This is a genomic window from Acidovorax sp. HDW3 (assembly GCF_011303755.1).
Lineage (GTDB): Bacteria > Pseudomonadota > Gammaproteobacteria > Burkholderiales > Burkholderiaceae_C > Paenacidovorax.
Genome location: NZ_CP049885.1, coordinates 1,934,665 through 1,957,521, shown reverse-complemented (window position 1 = coordinate 1,957,521; position 22,857 = coordinate 1,934,665). Strand labels below are relative to the sequence as shown.

Below are 22,857 nucleotides of genomic sequence, written 5' to 3'. Positions count from 1 at the left end.
ATTTATTTTGTAGTAAACAATCTATGCATTTTCAACTCCCTTCGATTCCCGAGCTGGACAACGCTGCGCTGCGCGCGCGCCTGCAGCATGTGCTGGACCACAAAACCAAGCCCCTGGGTGCGCTCGGGCAGCTCGAAGCGCTGGCGCTGCGCCTGGGCCTGATTCTGGGCAGCGAGCAGCCGCAGCTGCAGGCGCCGCAGATGCTGGTCTGCGCTGCCGACCATGGCCTGGCGGCGCGTGGCGTCTCGGCCTACCCGAGCGACGTCACCTGGCAGATGGTGGAGAACTTTCTCGCCGGTGGCGCCGCCGTGAGCGTGCTCGCGTGCCAGCATGGGCTGCAGCTGTCGGTGGTCGATTGCGGCGTGGCGCGGGCCATTGCTCCGCGTGCGGTGGCGCCCGGGGCGCCGTGCCTGCTGTCGTACCGCATTGCCGCCGGCACGCAGGATGCGAGCGTGGGCCCGGCGATGAGTGCGGCGCAGTGCCAGCAGGCGCTGGCCAACGGCATGGACATCGTGCGGGCGCTGCCGGGCAATGCACTTTTGTTGGGCGAAATGGGCATTGGCAACACCTCGGCTGCGGCGCTGCTGCTGGCGCGCCTGGGCGGGCTGCCGTTGGCTGACTGCGTGGGTGCGGGCACCGGGCTCGATGCAGTGGGTATCGCCCGCAAGCAGGCTGTGCTGCAGCAGGCGCTGGACGCCAACCCCACGGCGCAGGCGCCGCTCGATGCCCTGGCAGCGCTGGGCGGTTTTGAGATTGCCACCCTCACTGGCGCCGTGCTGCAGGCGGCGAGCGAGCGGCGCGTGATCGTCGTCGATGGCTTCATCACCTGCGCCGCAGTGCTGGTGGCCGCGCGCCTGGCGCCGCTGGTGCTGCAGCGCTGCGTGTTTGCGCACCGCTCGGGCGAGCGTGGCCATGGCGCGATGCTGGTGCAGCTGCAGGCGCAGCCGCTGCTGGACCTGGGGTTGCGCCTGGGCGAGGGCTCGGGCGCGGCGCTGGCCTGGCCGCTGCTGGCCTCGGCCTGCCGCATCCTGGCGGAGATGGCGAGCTTTGCGTCGGCCGGGGTGTCGCAGCAGTCGGCGTAAAGCGCCGGCTCAGGCGACGCAGGTCTGGTTGCGCCCCTGCGCCTTGGCCTGGTAGAGCGCCTTGTCGGCGCGTGCGAGCATGGCGTCGAGCGTGTCGCAGGGGCCCTTCCAGGTGGTCAGGCCGATGCTGAGCTGGCAGTCGAGCGCGTGGCCGCTGGCCAGGGCACCGTGGATGCGCTGGGTCACCATCTGCGCCTCGGGTAATGCGGTTTCGGGCAGCAGCAGCACGAATTCTTCGCCGCCGTAGCGCCCGAGCCGGTCGGCGCGACGCAGCAGCGCTTGCGTGGTTTGTGCAAAGTGCACCAGCACGGCGTCACCATGCTGGTGGCCGTGGGTGTCGTTGAGTTTTTTGAAGTGGTCGAGGTCGAGCATTGCCAGCGCCGGGCCACGCCCGCTGCGCTGGCTGCGGGCGAGCTCGTCGCTGGCACGCTGCAGCAGTGCGCGGCGGTTGATGCTGCGCGTGAGCGGGTCGTGCGTGGCCAGGTGTTCGAGCTCGGTGACCAAACCGTCGGTGGCCATCAGCACGGCGGCAATCGACAGCATCAGCACCGTCAGCACGTAGGAGGCGATGTACAGCGTCTGCAGCAGGTTGCCCTCCATCATGCTTGCGCCCACCATGCCGAAACTGGCCGTGGCCAGGCGTGTGACCAGGATGAGCAGATGCACGGCCAGCACGATTTGCACCATGATGGAGGGCAGGCGCCGCCCACCGTGGCGCAGCATGAAGCGCAGGTTGGCGCCGTAGATGGCCAACGCCAGGGCGGTAAAGACCACCAGGCGGATTTGATAATTGCGCCCGACGATATCGACCCCGGTTTGCAGCAGCACCGCCAGCAGCAGGTACAGCCCCCAGGTGCGCCAGGTGCTGGCGTGGCCAAAGAAAGTGCGGCAGCCCATGTAGTAGCAGGTGGAGCCGATCATCAGTATCGTGTTTGCGCCGACCACTGACAGCAAGGTGGGCATGGCGGTGTCGCGCCCGCTGTAGAGAATGGTCGATGCCAGCCACAGCGTGGGCGCGGCCGCCCAGTAGCCCAACCCCTTGATGTGCGCCGGGTAGTGGCGGCGCATAAAGGCCAGCACCACGGCCATCAACGCTGCCATGACACCGGCAATGGCAATCAGCGAACGGGGATCAAGGGCGAGGAGCATGGGCAGCGGGGTCAGGGCGCAGGTGTTTTGGGACTGTATTTACAATATGTTACTACACTGCATTCCCAGCACCGGGGTTTGCGCGCCTGGCAAATATAGCGGCCATGCAATATTAGCCAGTGGTGCGCGTGCAACAGGTATTCGTCGGGAATGCGTTGCAGCAGTTTTTGCTCGACGGCCAGAGGGGTTTTGCCCGGCGCCAGGCCGGTGCGGTTGCTGACGCGAAAGATGTGCGTATCGACCGCCATGGTGGGCTCGCCAAAGGCGACGTTGAGCACCACGTTGGCCGTTTTGCGGCCCACGCCGGGCAGTGCCTCCAGGGCGGCGCGGGTGCGCGGCACCTGGCCGCCGTGCTGCGCCAGCAGCAGCTCGCAGGTGGCGATCAAATGCCGTGCCTTGCTTTTGTACAGGCCAATGGTTTGGATATACGTCTCTAGTTTTTCCAGGCCCAGATCCAACACCGCCTGGGGTGTATTGGCGACGGCAAAGAGCCGGCGCGTGGCCTTGTTCACGCCCACGTCGGTGGCCTGGGCTGAGAGCAGCACGGCGGTGAGCAACTCAAAATCGCTGCTGTATTCGAGCTCGGTGCGCGGGTGGGGGTTGGCTGCCTGCAGCGTGGCAAAAAAGGGCGCGATGTCCTGGCGTTTCATGGCGGCGATTGTCGCTGCGCGGCAGCGGCGGCGGGATTGGCGAAAATGCGGGTTTTGCCCCGCCGTCTTGCCTGAAAGCGCCCCGCCATGCCCATTGCCTTTGCCGACCGCCTGAACCACGTCGAAACCTCGGCCATCCGTGAACTCTTCAAGCTGCTGGGCAAGCCCGGCATCATCAGCTTTGCCGGCGGTTTTCCCGACAGCGCCCTGTTTGATGTCGATGGCCTGCGCGCCGCCAGCGAGGCGGCCCTGCGCACCGAGTCGGGTGCGGCGCTGCAGTACGGCGCCACCGAAGGCTACCAGCCGCTGCGCGAGCAGCTGGCCGCCTTCATGGCCAGCAAAGGCGTTGCGGCGCTGGCGCCCGAGGAGTTGATCGTCACCACCGGCAGCCAGCAGGCGCTGGACTTGATCGGCAAGACCCTGCTCAACCCGGGCGACAAAGTCATCGTCGAAGGCCCCACCTTCCTGGCCACCATCCAGTGCTTTCGCCTCTATGGCGCCGAGCTCATCAGCGCGCCGATCGACGGCGAGGGTGTGCAGACCGAGCGCCTGGAGCAGCTCATCGCCGAGCACCGGCCCAAGCTGGTGTACGTCATCCCGACCTTCGGCAACCCCAGCGGCGCCCTCTTGAACCTGGAGCGGCGCAAAAAGCTGCTGCAGCTGGCGGTGCAGTACCAGACCGTGCTGGTCGAGGACGACCCCTATGGCGATTTGTACTTTGATGCCGCCCCCCCGCTGAGCCTGTTGGCGCTGTCGGCGCAGGTGCCCGGTAGCCGCGACTGGCTGGTGCACTGCGGCAGCCTGAGCAAGGTACTCTCGCCCGGCCTGCGCCTGGGCTGGATGATTGCCCCGCCCGAGCTGCTGGCCAAGGCCACCATGTGCAAGCAGTTTTCCGATGCGCACACCAGCACCTTCGCCCAGGCCACCGCCGCGCAGTACCTGCGCGCGGGCCGGATGCCCGCCACCCTGGAGCGAGTGCGCCAGGTGTACGCCGAGCGCGCCCAGGCCATGGGTGCGGCGCTGCGCCAGGAGCTGGGCAGCGCCATCGACTTCGTGGCGCCGCAGGGCGGCCTGTTCATCTGGGCACGGCTGACGGGGGCCGGCGGCGCCCTGGCCGATGGCCAGCAGCTGGCGCAGCGCGCCATTGCCGAGGGCGTGGCCTTTGTGCCGGGGGCGCCGTTTTATTGTCAGCAGCCCGATCCGGCAACGCTGCGCCTGTCGTTCGCCACGGCGGACGTGGACAAAATCCGCACCGGCGTGGCGCGCCTGGCCCGGGCGCTGCAGCCATGAGCCGCGCGCAACCTGAACTGCAGGCGCGGCTCGAAGCGCTGGAAATGAAGGCGGCCTTTGCCGAAGACCTGCTCGACCAGCTCAACCTGACGATCTACCGCCAGCAACAAACCATCGACCAGCTGCTGCGCGCGGTGCAAGACCTGCGCCAGCAGCAGCCCGAGGGCGGCGGCCAAGCCGTGCGCAGCCTGCGCGACGAACTGCCGCCGCATTACTGAGCATGGACAGCGCCCCGCTTGCGCGCCTGCGCACCCTGGCCATGCCCTACGGCAAATACAAGGGCCGGGTGCTGGCCGAGCTGCCCGGCCACTACCTCAACTGGTTTGCGCGCGAGGGCTTCCCGCCCGGCGAGCTCGGGCGCCTGCTGGCGCTGATGCATGAAATCGACCACAACGGGCTGCGGCATTTGTTGCAATAAGCGCTGAGCCCGTCGGCATTAGCGTCGGCGTCAGAACAAGCGCTGCAGGTGCGTGCCCAGGGTTTGCAGGTTGACGAAGCTCAGGTCGTACATGGCCGATAGGCCGCTCGCCTGCTCGTCGCTCAGTTCGGGCGAGCACAGAATGAAACGGCTTTTTTCCAGCCCTAGGCGTTTGCGCAGACGCAGGTATTTGTCGATGTCGCGGCGGAATTCGCCCGATTTGCACTCGATGTAAATTGGCGCCTGGCCGGCGGGCAGGCACATGACGTCGAGCTCGTGCAAGTCCTCGTTCGGGAACACGACCTTGACGCCGCGCGCGCAGGAAAAGTCGATGCGCCGCTGCTGCAGCTGCCCGATCAGGGCCATGAAGGCATACCACTCCAGCCAGCCGCCATCGAAAAACTGGCGCACCGCTGGTGCGGTTTGCAGTGTCAGGCGCACGATTTTTTCTGGCTTTTGGTAGTGGTAGCGGGCAAAAAACGTGTGGCTGTAGAGCTGGCGGCACAGGGCGTTGATCGCTTGCGCGTCTTTTTGTGCCACCTGGGCCAGTTCCAGGTTGACGCTGCTGTAGCTCTTGCGGTACGCCCAGCGCACGCGATCGACCAACTCGCCAAACAGGGCGTAGTTTTCGCCCACTATGCGGGCCGCGTCATCAAAAAAACCGCTGGTATCGACCTGTGCGTAATCGAATTGGGCCGTGATCTGGCGGGCCGCAAACCATTGCTGCAAGGGCGCGTGCTGCGCCGCCGTGGCCAGGCTGCTGGTGTTGTGCAGGTCCAGGTTCTGGGTGCTGCCGGCCGCTTCGGGGGCGGCGTCTTTGGGCGATTCTTCGTTGTTTTCGGCCTGCTGCAGTGACTTGATTTCACGCAGGGCGGCAAAGTAGCGCTCGAGCAGCTTTTCGACGTAGAACACCGTACCAAAAATGGTGGCCGCCGTGCCGCAGCGGGCGCAGGGTGTTTGGGTGCCGATGGCGGCGCTGGCTTCTTCCGAGATGAAGCCGCAGTGGTTACAACGGTACAGAGGCATGGAGTGGGGCGGGCGTCAGAACAACAAAAAGGCCAACGCCCCTGGGCGGGGCGTTGGCCGGGCATTGTGCCTGCAAACAGGGGGCGGTTTTAGCGTTGCCTTAGCGCACCGGCCTTTGCGCGCCCTTGGGGCGGAAGGCTTTGCAGACGGACTCGTGCGTCTCCAGGTAGGGGCCGCCGATGAGGTCGATGCAGTAGGGCACGGCGGCAAAAATGCCGGGCACCAGGCTGGTGCCGGTGTCGTCCTTGAGGCCCTCCAGGGTTTCAGCGATCGACTTGGGCTGGCCCGGCAGGTTGATGATGAGGCTTTGGCCCCGGATGACGGCCACCTGGCGCGAGAGGATGGCGGTGGGCACGAAGTGCAGGCCGATGCGGCGCATCTGCTCGCCAAACCCTGGCATTTCCTTGTCGGCCACGGCCAGCGTGGCCTCGGGCGTGACGTCGCGCAGCGCCGGGCCGGTGCCGCCGGTGGTCAGCACCAGGGAGCAGCCGGCATCGACGAGCTCGATGAGCGTGGCGCTGATGCGCTCGCGCTCGTCGGGGATCAGGCGCGGCTCGAAGGCGATGGGGTTTTTGAGCGCGCGCTTGAGCCAGTCGTGCAGCGCGGGCAGGCCCTTGTCTTCGTAGGTGCCGCTGCTGGCGCGGTCGCTGATGGAGACGATGCCGATCTTGACCGGCTCGGGCGGCGGGGTGTGCGTTTTAGTCATGGCCTGGCTCCTCGGGGGTGGAGCTGCCATTCTGGGAGTCGTCCTGGGCACTGTCTAGCTGGGTTCGTACCAGTTGGAACAGCTCGCGGTAGGCGCGGCCCTTGCGCGGTGCCAGGCCCTCGGCTTCGGTCACGGCGGCGGCGTGTGCCCCCGGGGCATCCTTGCGCGCCTGGCGCACCAGGGCGCGCAGCTGCTGCGCGTCGGTGGCGGGAAATTCGCTCATCCAGGCGGTCAGCGCCTGGTCGTCGGCGATCAGGCGCTCGCGCCAGTGCTCGGCCAGGTGCAGGGAGAGCTTTTCTTCGGCGCTGCCGTGGCGCTGCTCGTGCAAGGCGGCTTCGATGGCGTTGATTTCTTCGTCGCTGAGCTTGCGCATGAGCTTGCCGACGAACTGCATCTGGCGGCGCTTGCCTTCAAAGGCGGTGATGCGCTGCGCTTCGGCCAGGGCGTCGAGCAGCTTGTCGGGCAGCTGCAGGCGCTGGCGCAGGTCAGAGCGCAGCGTCAGCAGCTCTTTGCCCATGGTTTGCAGGGCGTCGCTTTCGCGCTTGAGGTCGGTTTTACTGGCCTCGGTCGTGCCTTTGAGTTCGGCCTTGTACTGCAGGTCGAGTTCGCTGCCTTCGGCGACGAAGCGGCCTTTGACGTAATAGCCTTTTTGGGGTTTGCGTGACATGGTGGAGCCAGAATGAAAAACGCCCTGGGGCGCAGAGGCGCAGAGGCGCAGGGCGTGGATGCTGCGCGGGCAGCCTGTCGGGTGGCAAGTATCATAGCCGCCGCTATGAAAAAACCCCATGTCTCCCCGTCCGCAGCCGACAGCGGCTTTAGCTATTCCCGCGATTTTTTTGCCGACTTGGTCGATCAGGCCCTGGCCGAGGCGAAAAAACTCGGCGCCACCGACGCCGGCGCCGAGGCCAGCGAGGGCTGTGGCCTGTCGGTGAGCGTGCGCAAGGGCGAGCTCGAAACGGTGGAGCGCAACCGTGATAAATCCCTGGGCGTGACGGTGTACCTTGGCCAGCGCCGGGGCAATGCCAGTACCTCCGACTTTTCCAGCGCCGCCATCGTGCAAACCGTGCAGGCGGCCTACGACATTGCCCGCTTCACGGCCGAAGACCCGGTGGCCGGCCTGCCCGATGCGGCCGACATCGCCCCCGAGGCCAGCCACCGTGACCTGCAGCTGTTTCACCCCTGGGCCATCGACAGCGAGCAGGCCGCGCGCCTGGCGCTGCAGTGCGAGCAGGCGGCGCTCGATACCGACAGGCGCATCACCAACAGCGAGGGCGCGGGCGTGTCGGTGCAGCAAAGCCATTTCTTCAGCGCGCACACGCGCGGTTTTCGCGGCGGCTACGCCAGCTCGCGCCACAGCCTGTCGGTGGCGCCGATTGCCTCGCTGCCCGGGCGCCATGGCGAGATGCAGCGCGATGCCTGGTACAGCTCGCAGCGCAGCGCGGCCGACCTGGCGGCGCCCGAAGCCGTGGGCCGCTATGCCGCCGAGCGCGCCCTGAGCCGCCTGGGCAGCCGCAAGATCGCCACCACCGAATGCCCGGTGCTGTTCGAGTCGCCGCTGGCAGCGGGCCTGCTCGGCGGTTTTGTGCAGGCCGTGAGCGGCGGCGCGCTGTACCGCAAGAGCAGCTTTTTGCTCGACAGCCTGGGCCAGCAGGTGTTCCCGCAGCACATTGATATCAGCGAAGACCCGTTCATCCTCGGCGGCAAGGGCAGCTCGCCGTTCGACGAAGAAGGCGTGCGCGTGCAAGCGCGCAAGGTGGTGGATGCGGGCCGGGTCGAGGGCTATTTCCTGTCGAGCTACTCGGCGCGCAAGCTGGGCATGAAGACCACCGGCAACGCCGGCGGCTCGCACAACCTGGCGCTCACCTCGCGCCTGACGCGTGCGGGCGACAACCTGGACGCGATGCTGCAAAAACTGGGCACCGGCCTGTTCGTGATCGAGCTCATGGGCCAGGGCGTGAACTACGTCACCGGCGACTATTCGCGCGGCGCCAGCGGCTTTTGGGTCGAAAACGGCCAGATCGCCTACCCGGTGCACGAGATCACCATCGCCGGCAACCTGCGCCAGATGTACCAAGACATCGAGGCCGTGGGCGCCGATGCCTACGGCTACGGCGCCAAGACGGTGGGCTCGGTGCTCATCGGGCGCATGAAGGTGGCGGGTAGCTGATTTTTAGAAGAAAACAGCCGCTAACGCTTGCTGTATAAGCGTGAGTAGCTATTGATTTAATAGTAAAAAACCCCGGGCTTGCAGGGCGCAAGACCGGGGTTTTTGGTTGTGGCCCTGGGCGTGGGATCAGCGCTGGCGCTGCGCAGCCACGCCGGTGCTGCTGGGTTGGGCGTTGGCGGCGGCGCTCTCGAGGCGGTGCAGGTGCGCGCCGCCGACCAGGAACAGCAGCGGGTTGTCGCTCATCACCAGGCCAGCCCAGTACTGGTTGGCGCCGCCCGAGCAGCTGTAGGTGATGAGGGTGCCCACGTTGTTGGTCAAAAAGCCCTGGTTCAAGTCCAGGCAACGTCCGCTACGGCTGTAGCGGTTGGCGGTGGCGGTGTTCCAGGCCTGGGCGTCGTTGGCGCTGTCGCAGCGCGCGAGCTTGACGGCGTTGCTGCCGCCCTGGTCGGTCAGGCACAAGTCCATATTGGCGCGGCTGCGGATGGCGCCCCGGCTGTCGAGAATCCACTGCTCATTGATGTCGCCGCTGCACAGACTCTTGCCGGCAATGCGCACGCCGCTGTCGCCGGTTTTCTGGATGCAGTTGCCGTTGGCCATTTTCATGGTCTGGCCGGTGGGGATCAGCGGGGTGCGGTACAGGCCCAGGGTTTGGGTGAAGTCCAGCAGCGCGGTCTGCGCATCGGCCAGGCCCTGGTCGAGGGCGCTGGCGTAGGTGTCCATCCACAGGCTCAGGCGCTGGGCGTTGCTTTGCTGCTGCTGGTAGCGGACGAGCTGGGTTTGCGCGGCGGCGGACAGGCCCTGGGTGTTGTCACCCCAGCTATCGAGCTGGCGCTGGGACGCGGTTGAAAGAACGGGCACCGCTTTACCGGCGAGCGCTTGCAAGGCGCTGTCGAGCTGCGGCAGCTCGGCTGCGCGCAGCGCGCTGTAGCCCTGCTCCTTGCCCACCACCACCGGGGCGGTCATGGCGGGCTGGTTGGTGGGGATGTCGAGCACGTACAGCGATTCTTCGGCCTGGTTCGGCGTCTGGCACTTGAGCTCGGCGCGGCGCGGCTGCTCGTCTTGCGCCAGGTTGACGTGCAGCTTGTTGATCGAGCCGTTTTGCATCCGCTTGCCGGCCACCGCAATGCGCTGGCTGGGTTGGGCGGCAAAATCGACCTGCAGCCAGCACTGGCGCGGTTCGGTGGTGCTCACGGCCTGGGTGGGCAGGTCAAACACATTGCCCCAGTTGCTGCGCAGCGCCGGGTAGATGAGGGCCTTGTTGTTGGTCGGGTCGTAGCCGCCGAGCAGGGTGACGACGGGCACGCCAAAACGCCGGGGCTTGAGGAACTTGCCGCTGGCGCTGTTGAACCAAACATCGTTCTGGTTCGGGATGGCCGGGGCCACGTCTTCCATGGTGCGCGTGCTGGCGTTCCACCTGCGGTAGCCGGTGGGCGAATCGGGCGCGTACACGGCGGCGCGGTCAAACGCCGGCTGGATTCTTTGCTTGGTGCTGTAGCCGGTGTACTGGGTGTAGTGGGACAGGGCGCTGGCGTGGTTGCCGCCGGCCATGGCGTCCTTGTTGAAGGCGTAGGTGTCGTCGAGCACCGGCATCCCGTTGGGGCCGTAGGTTTTGCTCTCGTGCCAGTTGATGTTGGCGCGCATCCGCTTGCGGTAGCTGACGTAGCCCCAGCCGCTGTCGTGGTGGTGCACCGACCAGAAGTAGTTGCCGTTGACCTCTCCAGGGTAGTGGCCCAGGCCGTAGTGGTGGCCGATCTCGTGGCTGAACTCGTTGCCGGCACTGTCGTACAGCGTCAGGATGCTGTTGCCGCCCGACAGGCCGTGGGTTTGGGCGCCGTTGGCGTACATGCCGCGCGCGTGGTGCATGACGGCCGCCTGCGTTACCTGGGGCTGCTGCTGCGACTGCATCCCGGCGCTGGTCACGCCCCAATTGGCCAGGTTGATGCCGACGCTGAAGGTGGCTTTGCCGGTGTTCTCGCGCATGTCGCCGCTGTAGACGTCACCGTTGGTGGCACTTTGGGTGTCATAGATCACGCCCGAGGCGACGATGACCTTGGAGAGTTTGACGTCCTCGTAGTACGCGGCAGTGATGCGTGCAGCCGGAATGGTTTGCAGGTAGTCGCTGGCCGCGTCGATGGTGTTGGTGAGGAAGCGGTGGTTGCCGTTGGGCGGGTCGGTCAGCATTCCCAGGCGCACGCTGTGCAGCACCAGTTCGCCCGCGCCGGAGAAGTCGATGGCATTGGCCGCCAGCGTGCCCGTGCGGTTCTTGCTGTCGCTCACGCGCAGCTCCAGGCCGGGCACCATCGAGTCCCAGGGCAGCACGGCCGACCAGGCGCGCAGTGAGTAAACGTAGTCCGGGCGGCCATCGCGGTTGGAGTAATCCGAGCGCGGTATCAGGTTCGGGTGCTTCAGGGCCAGCGTGCCCTTGCTCTGGCCGTTGACGGTGACGCTGACCTGCAGGTCACTCACGTCTTGCAGTGCCGGGTCGGGCGTGACCAGGAGCAGGGCCTCGCGCTGCATCGTCAGGCGCGGCATTTCCTTGGCCTCGTTGCCCGAGGGATCGACGCTATGGCTTTGCACAAACTGCACCATGCCCGGCAGCGTGCCGCCAAGGTCGTTGCGCACGGCGCGCGGGGCGCCGGTCTTGTCCCTGTCGTAAAACGCCCGGGCGTTGGGCACTTGGTATTGGGCGCCGACGGGCTCAGGGTACTTCTGCGCCGGGGTCAGGGGTGGCGGGGGCGTGACGGGGGGGGTGGTCACCGGCGGCGTGGTGACGGGCGGAGTGGTCACCGGTGGCGTCGTGACGGGGGGCGTGGTGACGGGCGGAGTGGTCACCGGTGGTGTCGTGACGGGGGGCGTGGTGACGGGCGGAGTGGTCACCGGTGGTGTCGTGACGGGCGGCGTCGTCGCAGGCGGTGTACCCACTGCACCAGGGTCTTCGGGCTCGGTTGTGGGCGGAGTAGTGGCCGGCGGGGTGGTCTCGGGCGGCGTGGTTGTTGGGGGTGCGGTCACTGGGGGCGTGACCTCGCCATTGCCACCGTTTTGGTTGCCGCCGTCGGGTTGGGTGGTGTTGCCGTTGTTGTTGGCATGGAGGTCGTCGTCGGGTACCCAGCCGCAGGCGCTCAGGGTGGCGGCGCTCAGGAGGAGGGCGGGGAGTTGCTTCCAATGGTGTGGGTTCATGTTTTTTTGTTTTTGCGCGTAACTGATGGTTTCTTGTGCCAGAATTCAGGCGGTCTCTGTCTGCCTGTGAAATGCCGTCGGTTGCTATGCGCTGGTGGTGGGCGATAGGGTTTCTTGGGCCCTGAAAAAACAAAAGCCAGCACCCTGGTGGGGTGCTGGCAGCGGCGAAAAATAAAAGCGGGAGTAAGTGCCGGTGGCGGCTTAGGGGGTCAAGGCGGCTTTGACGGCCGCAGACACCAAGCCCATATCGGCTTTTCCTGCAAGCCGGGTTTTTACCACGCCCATCACTTTTCCCATATCCGCAGGGCTACTTACACCCAGCTCGGCGACGATGGCCTGCACGGCGGCGCGAATCTCGTCTTCCGACATGCGTGCGGGCAAATACACCTGCAGCACGGCCAGTTCGGCCTTTTCCTGATCGGCCAGGTCCTGGCGGCCCGCGCCCTCAAATGCCGTGATGCTGTCCTTGCGCTGCTTGATGAGCTTATCGACGATGGCGACGATGGCCGCATCGTCGAGCGTGATGCGCTCGTCCACTTCTTTTTGCTTCATCGCCGCTTGCAGCAGGCGGATGGTGCCCAGGCGTGCGCTGTCCTTGGCGCGCATGGCGGTTTTCATGTCTTCGGTGATTTGCTCTTTGAGGCTCATGGCGTTCTCTCCGGCGGGGTCAGATCAAAAAAATACAGAACGAAAAAACCCGCGCTTGGCGTCCCTAGCGCGGGTTTTTTCAGTGTCTGGGCGCAAAGCCCTGGACGATGCTCAGTAGAAGCTTAGTACAGCTTCTTGGGCAGCTGCATACTGCGCACGCGCTTGTAGTGGCGCTTGACGGCGGCGGCCTTCTTGCGCTTGCGCTCGGCGGTGGGCTTTTCGTAGAACTCGCGGGCGCGCAGGTCGGTCAGCAGGCCCAGTTTTTCGATGGTGCGCTTGAAGCGGCGCAGGGCAACGTCAAACGGTTCGTTTTCTTTTACGCGGATGGTGGTCATTGGCTTATGGATTCCAAATTAAGTGCTGCCAGCGGGTTGTTGGGAAGATCGGGCCCAAAAGCCATGGTCAGCGGGGTTGCCCGTCTCTAACTAGTATTCCGGCCGACGGGCGTTTGCCAGCAAAGCCGAGCATTATAACGAATCACCAGCACCCGGCAAGGCACGCGCGCAGGCGGCAGCGCTCGCCCAGGCCCACTGGAAGTTGTAGCCGCCGAGCCAGCCGGTGATATCCACCACCTCGCCAATGCAGTACAGCCCTGGCTGCGCCTTGCATTCCATGCTTTGCTGCGAGAGTGCGCGCGTGTCCACGCCGCCCAGGGTCACTTCGGCTTTTTTGTAGCCCTCGGTGCCCGTGGGCGTGAGCTGCCAGCACGCGAGCTGCTCGGCCAGGCGCAGCAGGGCTTTGTCGCTCGCTTCGTTGATCGGGCGCTGCCAGTCGGCGCTTTGGCTGCACCAGGCTTCGGCCAGGCGGCTGGGCAGCAAGGTGGCGAGTTCGTTGGCAATGCGTTTTTTGGACTGCGCCTTGGCTGCCAGCAGGTGCGCCGCCAGGTCGGTGTGTGGCGCCAGGTTGATGCCCAGGGGCTGGCCGGGCTGCCAGTAGCTCGAAATCTGCAGCACCGCCGGGCCGGAAAGCCCCCGGTGCGTGAACAGCAAATCCTCGTGGAAGGCGACGCGCTCTTTCTTCGCCCCGCAGCTGATTTCCACCGGCAGCGCCAGGCCGGCGAGTTGCGCGTAGGGTGCCCAGGCGGTGCCGTCAAACGTCAGCGGCACCAGCCCGGGGCGCGGCGCGACCACCGGCAGGCCGAACTGGCGTGCCAGGCGGTGGCCAAAATCGCTTGCGCCAATGGCGGGAATCGACAGCCCGCCCGTGGCCAGCACCAGGCTACGCGCCTGTACTAGGCCTTTATCGGTATCAATTTGATAGCTGCTCGCGCTTGACTGGTCTGCGCTAGCGGCCAAAAACGCCACATTTTTTACGCGGCAGGGCTGCCAGTGCGTCACCTGCCCCCGGGCGCATTCGGCCAGCAGCAGGTCGATCAGGTCTTGTGCCGAGCGGTCCAGAAACAGCTGGCCCTTGTGCTTTTCGTGGAACGCCAGGCCGTGCTGCTGCAGCAAGGCGATGAAGTCCTGCGGCGTGTAGCGCGAGAGCGCCGAGCGGCAGAACTGCGGGTTCTGGCCAACGTAGTGGCGCTGCGGCGCGCGCACGTCCAGGTCGCGGTTGGTGAAGTTGCAGCGCCCGCCGCCGGAGATGCGGATTTTTTCCGCCACCCGCTCGGCGTGGTCGATCAGCAGCACGCGCAGGCCGCGCTGCCCGGCCAGTGCCGCGCACAGCAGGCCGGCGGCGCCGGCGCCGATGACGATGGCATCAAAGTCGGGTGTGCTCACGCCGCCTCCAGCTGCGCCACCAGGGCGCAGACATGCGCCACCTGTTGCGCCAGCGCCGGCGGTACCGGCAGCGCTCCGGCGAGCACGGCGCGGGTGTAGTGCGCGGTGCTCTGCGCGTCGATGGCTGTGGGCAGGCCCGGCACCTCGGCTGCCGTGCCCGGCTGCTGCTCGGCCAGCACCTGGTGCACGCCGGCGAGCAGCGCGTCGTAGCGCGCCTGGCGGCGCGGGTCGCAGGCCACCTCGCCTTCGAGCCCGCGCGAGAGCAGGGCGTGGGCGCCGCGTGCGGCCAGCACCTCTTGCATCAGCGTGGCGTATTCGGGGTGGGTGTAGCTGGTCAGCAGCAGCGCCGGCCCCTGGCAGGGCGCCAGCAGCTTGACCAGGCTGTGGCCGGGGGTGCGCAGGCCAATCGCCTGGCGCACCGCCAAGAGCCGCGCCAGTGCCGGGTGCAACTGCGCCGTGTCGATGTGCGCCACCGTGCCGTTTGCTATTGTTTCAGGAGCTGTTAGCGCAGGTATATCAAGCGCTTGCAGCACTTCAGACGCTAAAACCCGGCGCTCCTCGGTGCGCATTCCGTGCACCAGCACCGGCAGTCCCTGGCGTGCCAGCAGCAGCGCCAGCAGCGGCGTCAGCACCGGCAGCTTGCGCGCGCCGTTGTAGCTGGGCAACACGATCAGGGGCCGTGCCGTGGGCGGGAACAGCGCCGCGCGCGCGAGCACGGCGTCCAAAAAGCCGCACATCTCCTCAGCGCTCTCGCCCTTGATGCGCATGGCGACGCAGAAGGCGCCGATCTCCAGATCGCTCACCTGGCCGTCGAGCAACTGGCTGAGCAGGTCGGCCGCTTGCGTGCGGGTGAGGGCCTTGGCGCCGCGTGCGCCGCGCCCGATTTCTTTGATGTAGTGGCTGATGCCCATGGGGAAAAAAGGGGTTGAAGTGGTTCAAAACGCCGGCTATTGTCCGGGACGGCAATGCCGCAATGAATCTATCGACTTTTTGGAGGGAATAGCGTATGCGCGTGAATCTTCCGGTCAGCGAGAGAGAGTACCCCTTCCCCAAGGGGCAGACCCTGGTGTCCACCACCGACCTGCAGGGCCGCATCCTGTACTGCAACCCCAGCTTTATTGAAGTCAGCGGCTACCCGCGCGAGGAGCTGCTGGGCCAGCCGCACAACATCGTGCGCCACCCTGACATGCCCGAGGCCGCCTACCTCGACCTGTGGGAAACGGTCAAAAGCGGCCAACCTTGGTCCGCCCCGGTAAAAAATCGCCGCAAAGACGGCGATTTTTACTGGGTCATGGCCAACGTCACCCCCCTCATGGAGGGTGACCAGCCCGCCGGTTATATGTCGGTGCGCACCGAGGCCACGCGGGCGCAGATCGCGGCCGCTGAGCGCCACTTCAAAATCCTGCGCGATGAAAAGGCCGCTGGTCAGTCTGGGCACCGGCTGCGTGCGGGCCGCCTGATAAGCACCAGCGCCTGGGGGCGCGTGCAAGAGGTGTTGCAACTGAACATGTTCGGGCGCCTGGTGTTGGTGGCCTTGAGCGTGCTGTTCGTGGGCGGCATGGCGGCCCTGGCCAGCGGCATGGTGTGGGGCATGGGCACGGCCCTGGCCTGGGCTGTGGCCCTGGGCCTGACCCTGGCCATTGCCTGGGGCGCGTACCGCATGGCGGTGCTGCCGCTGCTGGCGTTGGTGCGCTTGGCCAACCGCCTGGCGGCCTGTGATCTGTCGCACCCCATTGATGTGCGCCACAGCGGCATCGTCGGTGATCTGGAAAAAGCCCTGGCCCAGCTGCGCGTCAACCTGCAATCCGTGGTGCGCGATGCGCGCGATGAAAGCCAGAAAATGCGCGCCTCGTCCAACGACGTGGCGCAGGGCAACGACGAGCTCGAGCAGCGCACCGAGGCCCAGGCCGAGAACCTGCAGGAGACGGCGGCCTCCATGGAGCAGATCACCGGCACCGTCAAACTCACCGCCGACTCGGCCAACCAGGCGGCGCAGCTGGCGAGCGAAGCGACGGCGGTGGCCGAGCGCAGCAGCAGCGCCGTCGATGGCGTGGCCGCCACCATGGCGCAGATTCAGCAGGCGTCGGGGCGCATTGGCGAGATCACGCAGCTCATCGATTCCATTGCGTTTCAAACCAACATCCTGGCGCTCAACGCAGCGGTAGAGGCCGCGCGCGCTGGCGAGCAGGGCCGGGGCTTTGCCGTGGTCGCTGGCGAGGTGCGTTCGCTGGCGCAGCGCAGCGCCGATGCGGCCAAAGAAATCCGCCAGCTCATCACCGACTCCGCCGACAAAGTGCGCCAGGGCCACGAGCGCACCGAGGCCGCGCAAAGCACCATGGGCGAATCTCTGGCGCTGGTGCGTCGCGTCAGCACCTGCATGGGTGAAATCCACCACGCCGCCAACGAGCAGCTCACGGGTATTTCGCAGGTGAACACTGCTGTGGCACAGCTCGACGCCATCACGCAGCAAAACAGTGCCCTGGTGCAGCACAACGGCAGTGCCGCCCAGGCGCTACAGGCCCAGGCGCAGACCATGTCCGAGACGGTGCAGGTGTTTCGCCTCGACGATGGTGCGCGCGCGCCGGCGCCCGATGCCGTCGCCCTGCGCCGCAACATGAAGGCGCAGCGCGCACCGGTGGCCACTGGCGCGGCCCAGGCCCAGCTCACAGCGGGCTGACCCTGTTGCCAGGCCCGGGTGCTTGGGTTTGAATCACAGCGTTTACTTTTTTTCGGGAGTTTTGTATGACCGCTGTTGCCGACATCCTCAAGGCCAAATCCAGCGTCGCCGTGCACCGCGTAGGCCCGCAGTCTTCGGTGCTTGACGCCCTGCAACTCCTGGCCAGCGAGGGCATTGGCGCGCTGCTGGTGATGGAGGACGAGAAAATCGTTGGCATCTTCACCGAGCGTGACTACGCCCGCAAAATTGCCCTGCAAGGGCGCAATTCGGCCCAAACCCCGGTGCGTGATGTGATGACGCGCAACGTGCTGTGCGTGCGCCCGAGCCAGAGCAGCGAGCAGTGCATGGCCCTCATGACCGAAAACCGCCTGCGCCACCTGCCGGTGGTGGACGAGGGCGGCAAGCTGCTGGGCATGGTCTCCATCGGCGACCTGGTCAAGGACATCATCAGCGCGCAGCAGTTCATCATCGAGCAGCTCACGCACTACATCCACGGCGGCGGGCGCTGACCCCGGTGGCCGCAGGCCGGGCGCGCCGGCCCTACACTCGCGGCCATGAGTTTGCTGATTCTGGGGATTGAATCCTCCTGCGATGAAACCGGCGTGGCCCTGGTCGAGACCCCCGCCAGCGGCCTGCCGCGCCTGCTGGCGCACGCCCTGCACAGCCAGATCGACATGCACCAGGCCTACGGCGGCGTGGTGCCCGAGCTGGCCAGCCGCGACCACATCCGGCGCGTGCTGCCCTTGATGGAAGACGTTTTTGCCCAGGCCGGGCGCCGCCGCGCCGAGGTGGACGTGGTTGCCTTCACGCGCGGCCCGGGCCTGGCTGGCGCGTTGCTGGTGGGCGCGGGCCTGGCCTGCGCCCTGGGCGCGGCGCTGGGCAAGCCGGTGCTGGGCGTGCACCACCTCGAAGGGCATTTGCTCTCGCCTTTCTTGAGCGCCGATGCGCCCGAATTTCCGTTTGTCGCCCTGCTCGTCTCGGGCGGGCACACCCAGCTCATGCGCGTCGATGGCGTCGGCCAGTACCAGCTGCTGGGCGAGACGATTGACGACGCCGCTGGCGAAGCCTTCGACAAATCGGCCAAGCTGCTCGGCCTGGGCTACCCCGGCGGGCCGGCGCTCTCGCGCCTGGCCGAGCAAGGCGATGCCAAAGCGTTTGCCCTGCCGCGCCCCCTGTTGCACAGCGGCGACCTTGATTTTTCCTTTGCCGGCCTGAAAACGGCGGTGCTGACGCAGGCCAAGAAGCTCGGCGACCAGCTCGATGCGCGCCGCGCCGATCTGGCCGCCAGCACCCAGGCGGCCATCGTCGAGGTGCTGGTGAAAAAAACCCTCAAGGCCCTGCAGCACACCGGCCTGCAGCGCGTGGTGGTGGCCGGCGGCGTGGGCGCCAACGCGCTGCTGCGCGCCCAGCTCAACGCCGCCTGCACCCAGCAGCGCGTGCGCGTGCACTACCCAGAGCTGCACCTGTGCACCGATAACGGCGCCATGATCGCCATGGCCGCCGCCATGCGCCTGCAGTGCGGGCGCGAGGTGCCGGCGCCGCTGTACGCCTTTGACGTCAAACCCCGCTGGCCGCTCGATTCCTTAGCTTGAATAGGCATCAAATTTCCTTCTAGCCCTTGATGGTCAAGCGCGAGCAGCTATCAAAAACAGAGTAAAAACCATGAACCGACTGCGCCGCCAGGCCTTGCTGGCGGGCCTGGCCACCGCCGCCGGCGTGCGCGCCGGGGCGGCCTCGCCCACACCGGCGCCTGCGCCCATCCCCCTGGCCCTGATCGAAGGTTTTTCCGGCCCTTTCGCCAACACCGGCGAGGCCGTGTACCGCAACCTGCTGTGGGGCACCGAGCGCGTGAACGCCCGGGGCGGTGTGCCGCTGCCCGGCGGTGCGCGCCCCTGGCAGCTGCTGCGCTACGACAGCAAAGGGCAGAACGAGGAGGCGCTCGCCGCCCTGCGCGCCGCCATCGACGCCGGTGCGCGCATCGTGCTGCAGGGCAACTCCTCGGCCACGGCGGCGGTGCTGCTGGCGGCCATCAACAAGCACAACCAGCGCGAGCCCGACAAGCGCGTGCTGTTTCTGAACTACGCCGCCGTCGAGCCCAGCCTGACGAACGAACACTGCAGCTTCTGGCACTTTCGCTTCGACGCCAGCGCCGACATGCGCCTGGCCGCGCTCATGCAGGAGCTGCGCGCGCAGCCGGCGCTGCGCAAGGTGTACCTCATTGGCCAGGACTACAGCTTTGGTCAGGCCGTGCTGCGCCAGACGCGCAGCCAGCTGGCGCAGCTGCGCCCGGACGTGACCATCGTCGGCGACGAGCTGCACCCCGTGGGCCGGGTCAAGGACTTTGTGCCGTACGCCGTCAAGATCAAGGCCAGCGGCGCGCAGGCCGTCGTCACGGGCAACTGGGGCAACGACCTGACGCTGCTCGTCAAGGCTGCGCGCGAGGTCGGCTACGACGGCCTGTTCTACACCTTCTACGGCAACGCCCTGGGCGTGCCGACGGCGCTGGGCGAGGCCGGCGTGGGCAAGGTGCTGGCGGTGGCCGAATGGCTGCCGAATCTGCCCGGGCGCGAGAGTGCGGCGTTCTACCAGGCGTTTCGCCAGCGCTTTCCCCAGCCGCAGGACGATTACCTGCACCTGCGGATGCAGCTCATGCTCGAAGCGCTGGCCCAGGCCATGGAGCGTGCCCAGAGCCTGGAGGCCGCGCCCCTGGCGCGCGCGCTGGAGCAGGCGCGGGTGCAGCTCGCCGGCCAGGGCGGGGCCATGCGCGCGCTCGACCACCAGTTCCAGCAGCCGCTGGTGGTGGGCGTGATGCAGCGCCAGGGGCAGCCGGGCGTGCCGTTCGATGTGGAAGGCTCGGGCTACGGCTTTCGCGTGCTGCGCCAGCTGACGGCGGCGCAGGCCGAGCTGCCCAGCAGCTGCCAGATGCAGCGCTGGTAAATGCAGCGCTGGTAAATGCAGCGCTGGTGATGGCCTGCCGTCAGCGCGTACCGTCAGCGTGCCGCCGCAATGGCCGCGCCCAGCTCGATCACGGCCAGGGCGTAGTAGCTCGACCAGTTGTAGCGCGTGACGACGTAAAAATTCTGCGTGCCGGCAACGTAGTTCGGCGGCGCGCTGCCGTTTTGCAGCGCAATCAGCGCCAGCGGCCCGGCGTGCGTGGCGCCCGCGCCCTGCGGCTGCGCGCCCAGGGCGGCCATTTGCGCGGCGTTGAAAGTGGGGCGGATGTCGGGCGCGAGCAGCGTCGGCAGGTCGAGCACGGCGGCGTCGAACTCCAGCGCGTAGTGCGTGGGCATGTCGCTGACCCAGCCATGGGCCTTGAAGTAGTTGGCGACTGAACCGATGGCATCGGCGCGGCTGCGAAACAGGTCGATGCGGCCATCGCCGTCAAAATCCACCGCCCAGCGCTGCCAGCTCGTGGGCATGAACTGCGGCAGCCCCATGGCGCCGGCGTAGCTGCCGCGCAGCGCCTCGGGCGCCTGGCCGCTGCGCTGGCACAGCAGCAGGTACTGTTCTAGTTCGCCGCGAAAAAACGCCTGGCGTTCGGCCGCGCGCGGGTGGGCGCTGGGAAAGTCAAACGCCAGCGTGGCCAGGGCGTCGAGCACGCGAAAGCCGCCCATGTGCTGGCCGTAGATCGTCTCCACGCCCAGGATGCCGACGATGATCTGCGCCGGCACGCCGTACTCGGCCTCGGCGCGTGCCAAGGTGGTGGCGTTCTCCTGCCAAAAGCGCAGCCCGGCGCGGATGCGGATGGGCTCGACGAAGCGGCTGCGGTAGGCCTGCCAGTTCTTCGCCTGGCCCTGCGCCGGCGGCAGCATGAGCTGCGGCACGCGCGGCAGAAAGCGCGCCTGCGCCAGGGCGGCGTCGATCCAGGCGCGCTCCAGGCCGTGGCGCTCGGCCAGTTCGGCGGCAAAAGCCTGCGCCTGGGCGCTGCCGGCGTAGCTGTGGCTGCCCTGCGTGGCCGCAGCGGGCTTGGGGGCGTGGTTTTTGGCGTGTTTTTGGGTGCTGGCGCTTACGGGGCAAGCGCTAGCAGCTATCAAAAATGGAGCAATCGCGAGCAGGCGTTTCATGGTGGGGTTGGGCGGCGGGGCCAGCGCAGGCGGCGCAGCTGGCGCCTCAGCAGGGTCAAGGAGGTATCGGCGGTGCGGCCCGCTGCAGCGTAGCGGGCGCGTTCAAATTGCAGCAGCCAGGCGCCAAGCGCCTCGGCCTCGGGGTGGGGCGGCGGGCATTGTGCCTGCAGCTGGGCCGCCATGGCGCGTGGCGGCAGGTGCGCGGCGAGCACGATGCCCCGGCGCGCCAGGCGCTGGCGCACTTGCGCCAGCAGGCGCACCCAGGGGTCGCGGCGCTGGCGCTCCCAGGCGGCCCAGAGGGCGCCGGCCAGGCCGGCGAGCCCGATCAGGCCGGCGAGCAGGCGCAGCAGGTCGGCCCAGCTCGGGGCGCTAAAGCCCAGGCGCTGCAGCAGGTCGAGCTGGCGCGTCTGGGTGTAGTTGAGCACCCATTGGTTCCAGCCGTTGTTGGTTGCCTCCCACAGCGCGCGCAGCTGCTGCGCCAGGCCGGGGCTCAGGACGATGCCCACGGCGTTGCCCAGCAGGGTGGGCGGCGGGCGCAGGCGGGCGAGCTCGCCAATGCGGTCCGGGGCCACGGCGCTGGTGGGATCGACGCGCCGCCAGCCCTGGCCCTCTTGCCAGACTTCGACCCAGGCGTGGGCGTCGCTCTGGCGCACGCTCCAGTAGCCATCGACCGGGTTTTTGTCGCCGCCCTGGTAGCCGGTGACGATGCGCGCCGGCACGCCCGCCGCGCGCATGAGCACGGCAAAGGCGGAGGCGATGTGCTCGCAAAAACCGGCCTTGCGCTCGAACCAGAATTCGTCGGCGGTGTCGGCGCCGTAGATGCCGGGGGCGAGCGTGTAGCGGTAGCCGCCGCTGCGCAGCTGCGCCAGCGCTGCGGCCACCAGCGCAGCGCTGTCGTTGGCGCCCGGCGGCAGGTTCGCGCGCAGGCTGGCGGCCAGGGCGCGGGTGCGCGGGTTGCTGCCCGGCGGCAGCGCCGTGAGGGCGGCCAGGGCCGGCGTCATGTGCGTCGGGCCGTAGCGGAAATCGGGGTAGCTCGTGGCCTGGTAGCGCAGCACCGAGGTGATGGGGCGCTGCACCTGCCACTGCTGCGCGGCGCTGCGCTGCGCGCGCCAGCCCTCGGGCAGGGCGGGGGGCTCGGGGGCGGCGTCGAGCAGCAGCAGCCAGGGCAGCTGCAGGGGTTCGAGCGTGGCCTCGTAGGGCACGGGCGCGCCCTGCACCTGCAGCGCGGCGGCCTCGCTCACCCGGGCATGGGCCTGGCGCCATTCGCGGCCATCGAACTGTTCGAGCACCGGGCCGCGAAAGTACAGCGCCGACTGCGCCGGCGGCTGGCCGCCGGGGGTGAGAAAGCGCAGGCGCAGCGCCACGCTGTCGTCGAGCGCCAGGCTGGCGATGTCGCCCACGCGCATCTCGCCCGAGAGCCCGCTTTTGCCGCTGAGGCCGTCCTGGGGCAGGCCCCACAGTGGCGCCACGCGCGGAAAGAGCAGGAACAGCGCCGCCGTCAGTGGCGTGCCCCACAGCAGCATCTGGCCCGCCAGGCGCAGCGACTGGCGCAGCGGCGGGCGCCCGACGGGCAGGTGGGCGTTGACCAGGGCCGTGAGCAGGCCCAGCAGCGCCAGCAGCATGGCGGCGGCCACGGGCAGGCTTTGCGAGAACAGAAAGTTCGCCACCAGCACGAAGAAGCCCAGAAAGAACACCACCATGGCGTCGCGCCGCGCGTGCATCTCCAGCGTCTTGAGCGCCAGCAGCAGCACCACGAAGCTGACGCCAGCGTCGCGCCCGAGGATGCTGCGGTGCTCGGCCAGGGTGGCCACCAGCACCAGCGCGGCCAGCGCCAGCATGGTGCGGCGCCGGGGCAGGGGCCGGCCGCGCCAGGCCAGCTGCGCGCGCCACAGCAGCAAGGCGGCGCTGGCCAGCGGCACCCAGGGCGGCAGCTGCCAGGCCAGGGGCAGCACGAGCCAGGCGCACAGGGCGAGCAGGAACAGCGTGTCGCGGCTCTCGCGCGGCAGGTGTTGCCAGGCGGCAGGGCGCAGGAGGGGGCTCAACATACTATGAATTTAATAGCTGGTAGCGCTTGCTGTATAT

21 protein-coding genes are annotated in these 22,857 nt (G+C 67.5%); 9 read left to right on the top strand and 12 right to left on the bottom strand.

Features of this window, described 5'->3' with window-relative positions:
* The first annotated feature begins 23 nt into the window (after positions 1-23).
* Complete coding sequence (gene cobT, locus G7045_RS08945) at positions 24-1,082, top strand: nicotinate-nucleotide--dimethylbenzimidazole phosphoribosyltransferase (RefSeq protein ID WP_166159306.1); 1,059 nt, start codon at positions 24-26, stop codon at positions 1,080-1,082.
* Between the two features lie 9 nt (positions 1,083-1,091).
* Here the strand turns inward: cobT and G7045_RS08940 are convergent, their stop codons facing one another.
* Together G7045_RS08940 and nth are read right to left on the bottom strand one after the other, a co-directional pair.
* The gene (locus G7045_RS08940; RefSeq protein WP_240919193.1) at positions 1,092-2,231 is read right to left on the bottom strand and encodes a GGDEF domain-containing protein; all 1,140 of its coding nucleotides are present in this window, start codon (positions 2,229-2,231) and stop codon (positions 1,092-1,094) included.
* 11 nt (positions 2,232-2,242) lie between these two features.
* Positions 2,243-2,881 (bottom strand): endonuclease III, encoded by a 639-nt coding sequence (gene nth, locus G7045_RS08935; protein ID WP_166159305.1) that lies wholly within the window; start codon positions 2,879-2,881, stop codon positions 2,243-2,245.
* Between the two features lie 93 nt (positions 2,882-2,974).
* On the opposite strand from nth, the gene G7045_RS08930 reads away from it, so the two are divergent.
* From G7045_RS08930 to G7045_RS08920, 3 genes are read left to right on the top strand one after another with little or no spacing between them, the layout of a single operon-like run.
* Positions 2,975-4,171, top strand: a complete 1,197-nt coding sequence (locus G7045_RS08930; RefSeq protein WP_205737233.1) for a PLP-dependent aminotransferase family protein — start codon at positions 2,975-2,977, stop codon at positions 4,169-4,171.
* Positions 4,168-4,389: a SlyX family protein gene (locus G7045_RS08925; protein WP_166159303.1), complete on the top strand. Its 222-nt coding sequence runs from the start codon at positions 4,168-4,170 to the stop codon at positions 4,387-4,389. Before G7045_RS08930 ends, G7045_RS08925 begins: the two co-directional genes overlap by 4 nt.
* Positions 4,390-4,391: 2 nt before the next feature.
* Entirely contained in the window at positions 4,392-4,589 is a 198-nt protein-coding gene (locus G7045_RS08920) for a DUF3820 family protein (protein ID WP_166159302.1), read from the top strand.
* Between the two features lie 30 nt (positions 4,590-4,619).
* On the opposite strand, the gene G7045_RS08915 is transcribed toward G7045_RS08920, so the two are convergent.
* The 3 genes from G7045_RS08915 to yjgA all read right to left on the bottom strand — a co-directional run bounded on the left by G7045_RS08915 (position 4,620) and on the right by yjgA (position 6,988).
* Positions 4,620-5,615 (bottom strand): hypothetical protein, encoded by a 996-nt coding sequence (locus tag G7045_RS08915; RefSeq protein ID WP_166159301.1) that lies wholly within the window; start codon positions 5,613-5,615, stop codon positions 4,620-4,622.
* A gap of 100 nt (positions 5,616-5,715) precedes the next feature.
* On the bottom strand, positions 5,716-6,321 hold the full coding sequence (gene mog / locus G7045_RS08910) for a molybdopterin adenylyltransferase (RefSeq protein WP_166159300.1): 606 nt from the start codon (positions 6,319-6,321) through the stop codon (positions 5,716-5,718).
* Positions 6,314-6,988 carry a ribosome biogenesis factor YjgA gene (gene yjgA / locus G7045_RS08905; protein WP_166159299.1) on the bottom strand — a complete coding sequence of 225 codons (675 nt, stop codon included), beginning with the start codon at positions 6,986-6,988 and terminating at the stop codon, positions 6,314-6,316. The genes mog and yjgA overlap by 8 nt, the downstream gene beginning before the upstream one ends.
* Positions 6,989-7,093: 105 nt before the next feature.
* Between yjgA and pmbA the strand changes: the two genes are divergently transcribed.
* Entirely contained in the window at positions 7,094-8,488 is a 1,395-nt protein-coding gene (gene pmbA, locus G7045_RS08900) for a metalloprotease PmbA (protein ID WP_166159298.1), read from the top strand.
* A 126-nt stretch (positions 8,489-8,614) separates the two neighbouring features.
* Here the strand turns inward: pmbA and G7045_RS08895 are convergent, their stop codons facing one another.
* From G7045_RS08895 to ybiB, 5 genes are all read right to left on the bottom strand, one after another.
* Positions 8,615-11,665 carry a M66 family metalloprotease gene (locus G7045_RS08895; protein ID WP_166159297.1) on the bottom strand — a complete coding sequence of 1,017 codons (3,051 nt, stop codon included), beginning with the start codon at positions 11,663-11,665 and terminating at the stop codon, positions 8,615-8,617.
* A 201-nt stretch (positions 11,666-11,866) separates the two neighbouring features.
* Positions 11,867-12,313, bottom strand: coding sequence for a GatB/YqeY domain-containing protein (locus tag G7045_RS08890; protein WP_166159296.1), 447 nt, complete (start codon positions 12,311-12,313; stop codon positions 11,867-11,869).
* A 122-nt stretch (positions 12,314-12,435) separates the two neighbouring features.
* Positions 12,436-12,648 carry a 30S ribosomal protein S21 gene (gene rpsU / locus G7045_RS08885; protein ID WP_007833691.1) on the bottom strand — a complete coding sequence of 71 codons (213 nt, stop codon included), beginning with the start codon at positions 12,646-12,648 and terminating at the stop codon, positions 12,436-12,438.
* A gap of 132 nt (positions 12,649-12,780) precedes the next feature.
* A complete protein-coding gene (locus G7045_RS08880; protein ID WP_166159295.1) occupies positions 12,781-14,034 on the bottom strand; it encodes an aminoacetone oxidase family FAD-binding enzyme in 1,254 nt (417 codons plus the stop codon).
* Positions 14,031-14,945 (bottom strand): DNA-binding protein YbiB, encoded by a 915-nt coding sequence (ybiB, locus tag G7045_RS08875; RefSeq protein WP_166159294.1) that lies wholly within the window; start codon positions 14,943-14,945, stop codon positions 14,031-14,033. The genes G7045_RS08880 and ybiB overlap by 4 nt, the downstream gene beginning before the upstream one ends.
* 95 nt (positions 14,946-15,040) lie before the next feature.
* On the opposite strand from ybiB, the gene G7045_RS08870 reads away from it, so the two are divergent.
* The 4 genes from G7045_RS08870 (at position 15,041) to G7045_RS08855 (ending at position 19,648) form a co-directional block, all read left to right on the top strand.
* Positions 15,041-16,711, top strand: coding sequence for a PAS domain-containing methyl-accepting chemotaxis protein (locus tag G7045_RS08870; protein ID WP_166159293.1), 1,671 nt, complete (start codon positions 15,041-15,043; stop codon positions 16,709-16,711).
* Positions 16,712-16,776: 65 nt separating this feature from the next.
* The gene (locus tag G7045_RS08865) at positions 16,777-17,220 is read left to right on the top strand and encodes a CBS domain-containing protein (protein ID WP_166159292.1); all 444 of its coding nucleotides are present in this window, start codon (positions 16,777-16,779) and stop codon (positions 17,218-17,220) included.
* Between the two features lie 45 nt (positions 17,221-17,265).
* Positions 17,266-18,303, top strand: coding sequence for a tRNA (adenosine(37)-N6)-threonylcarbamoyltransferase complex transferase subunit TsaD (tsaD, locus tag G7045_RS08860; RefSeq protein ID WP_166159291.1), 1,038 nt, complete (start codon positions 17,266-17,268; stop codon positions 18,301-18,303).
* Between the two features lie 70 nt (positions 18,304-18,373).
* A complete protein-coding gene (locus tag G7045_RS08855) occupies positions 18,374-19,648 on the top strand; it encodes a branched-chain amino acid ABC transporter substrate-binding protein (RefSeq protein ID WP_166159290.1) in 1,275 nt (424 codons plus the stop codon).
* A 53-nt stretch (positions 19,649-19,701) separates the two neighbouring features.
* Here G7045_RS08855 and mltB read toward each other — a convergent pair whose 3' ends face one another.
* Together mltB and G7045_RS08845 are read right to left on the bottom strand one after the other, a co-directional pair.
* On the bottom strand, positions 19,702-20,775 hold the full coding sequence (mltB, locus tag G7045_RS08850; protein ID WP_166159289.1) for a lytic murein transglycosylase B: 1,074 nt from the start codon (positions 20,773-20,775) through the stop codon (positions 19,702-19,704).
* The gene (locus G7045_RS08845) at positions 20,772-22,820 is read right to left on the bottom strand and encodes a DUF3488 and transglutaminase-like domain-containing protein (protein WP_166159288.1); all 2,049 of its coding nucleotides are present in this window, start codon (positions 22,818-22,820) and stop codon (positions 20,772-20,774) included. The genes mltB and G7045_RS08845 overlap by 4 nt, the downstream gene beginning before the upstream one ends.
* Positions 22,821-22,857: the final 37 nt, after the last annotated feature.

What these genes read in the sequence shown, in the direction of transcription:
- cobT (WP_166159306.1), top strand. Translation starts at nt 24, where the DNA reads ATGCATTTTCAACTCCCTTCGATTCCCGAGCTGGACAACGCTGCGCTG.
- G7045_RS08940 (WP_240919193.1), bottom strand. Translation starts at nt 2,231, where the DNA reads ATGCTCCTCGCCCTTGATCCCCGTTCGCTGATTGCCATTGCCGGTGTC.
- nth (WP_166159305.1), bottom strand. Translation starts at nt 2,881, where the DNA reads ATGAAACGCCAGGACATCGCGCCCTTTTTTGCCACGCTGCAGGCAGCC.
- G7045_RS08925 (WP_166159303.1), top strand. Translation starts at nt 4,168, where the DNA reads ATGAGCCGCGCGCAACCTGAACTGCAGGCGCGGCTCGAAGCGCTGGAA.
- G7045_RS08920 (WP_166159302.1), top strand. Translation starts at nt 4,392, where the DNA reads ATGGACAGCGCCCCGCTTGCGCGCCTGCGCACCCTGGCCATGCCCTAC.
- G7045_RS08915 (WP_166159301.1), bottom strand. Translation starts at nt 5,615, where the DNA reads ATGCCTCTGTACCGTTGTAACCACTGCGGCTTCATCTCGGAAGAAGCC.
- mog (WP_166159300.1), bottom strand. Translation starts at nt 6,321, where the DNA reads ATGACTAAAACGCACACCCCGCCGCCCGAGCCGGTCAAGATCGGCATC.
- yjgA (WP_166159299.1), bottom strand. Translation starts at nt 6,988, where the DNA reads ATGTCACGCAAACCCCAAAAAGGCTATTACGTCAAAGGCCGCTTCGTC.
- pmbA (WP_166159298.1), top strand. Translation starts at nt 7,094, where the DNA reads ATGAAAAAACCCCATGTCTCCCCGTCCGCAGCCGACAGCGGCTTTAGC.
- G7045_RS08895 (WP_166159297.1), bottom strand. Translation starts at nt 11,665, where the DNA reads ATGAACCCACACCATTGGAAGCAACTCCCCGCCCTCCTCCTGAGCGCC.
- G7045_RS08890 (WP_166159296.1), bottom strand. Translation starts at nt 12,313, where the DNA reads ATGAGCCTCAAAGAGCAAATCACCGAAGACATGAAAACCGCCATGCGC.
- rpsU (WP_007833691.1), bottom strand. Translation starts at nt 12,648, where the DNA reads ATGACCACCATCCGCGTAAAAGAAAACGAACCGTTTGACGTTGCCCTG.
- ybiB (WP_166159294.1), bottom strand. Translation starts at nt 14,945, where the DNA reads ATGGGCATCAGCCACTACATCAAAGAAATCGGGCGCGGCGCACGCGGC.
- G7045_RS08870 (WP_166159293.1), top strand. Translation starts at nt 15,041, where the DNA reads ATGCGCGTGAATCTTCCGGTCAGCGAGAGAGAGTACCCCTTCCCCAAG.
- G7045_RS08865 (WP_166159292.1), top strand. Translation starts at nt 16,777, where the DNA reads ATGACCGCTGTTGCCGACATCCTCAAGGCCAAATCCAGCGTCGCCGTG.
- tsaD (WP_166159291.1), top strand. Translation starts at nt 17,266, where the DNA reads ATGAGTTTGCTGATTCTGGGGATTGAATCCTCCTGCGATGAAACCGGC.
- G7045_RS08855 (WP_166159290.1), top strand. Translation starts at nt 18,374, where the DNA reads ATGAACCGACTGCGCCGCCAGGCCTTGCTGGCGGGCCTGGCCACCGCC.
- mltB (WP_166159289.1), bottom strand. Translation starts at nt 20,775, where the DNA reads ATGAAACGCCTGCTCGCGATTGCTCCATTTTTGATAGCTGCTAGCGCT.
- G7045_RS08845 (WP_166159288.1), bottom strand. Translation starts at nt 22,820, where the DNA reads ATGTTGAGCCCCCTCCTGCGCCCTGCCGCCTGGCAACACCTGCCGCGC.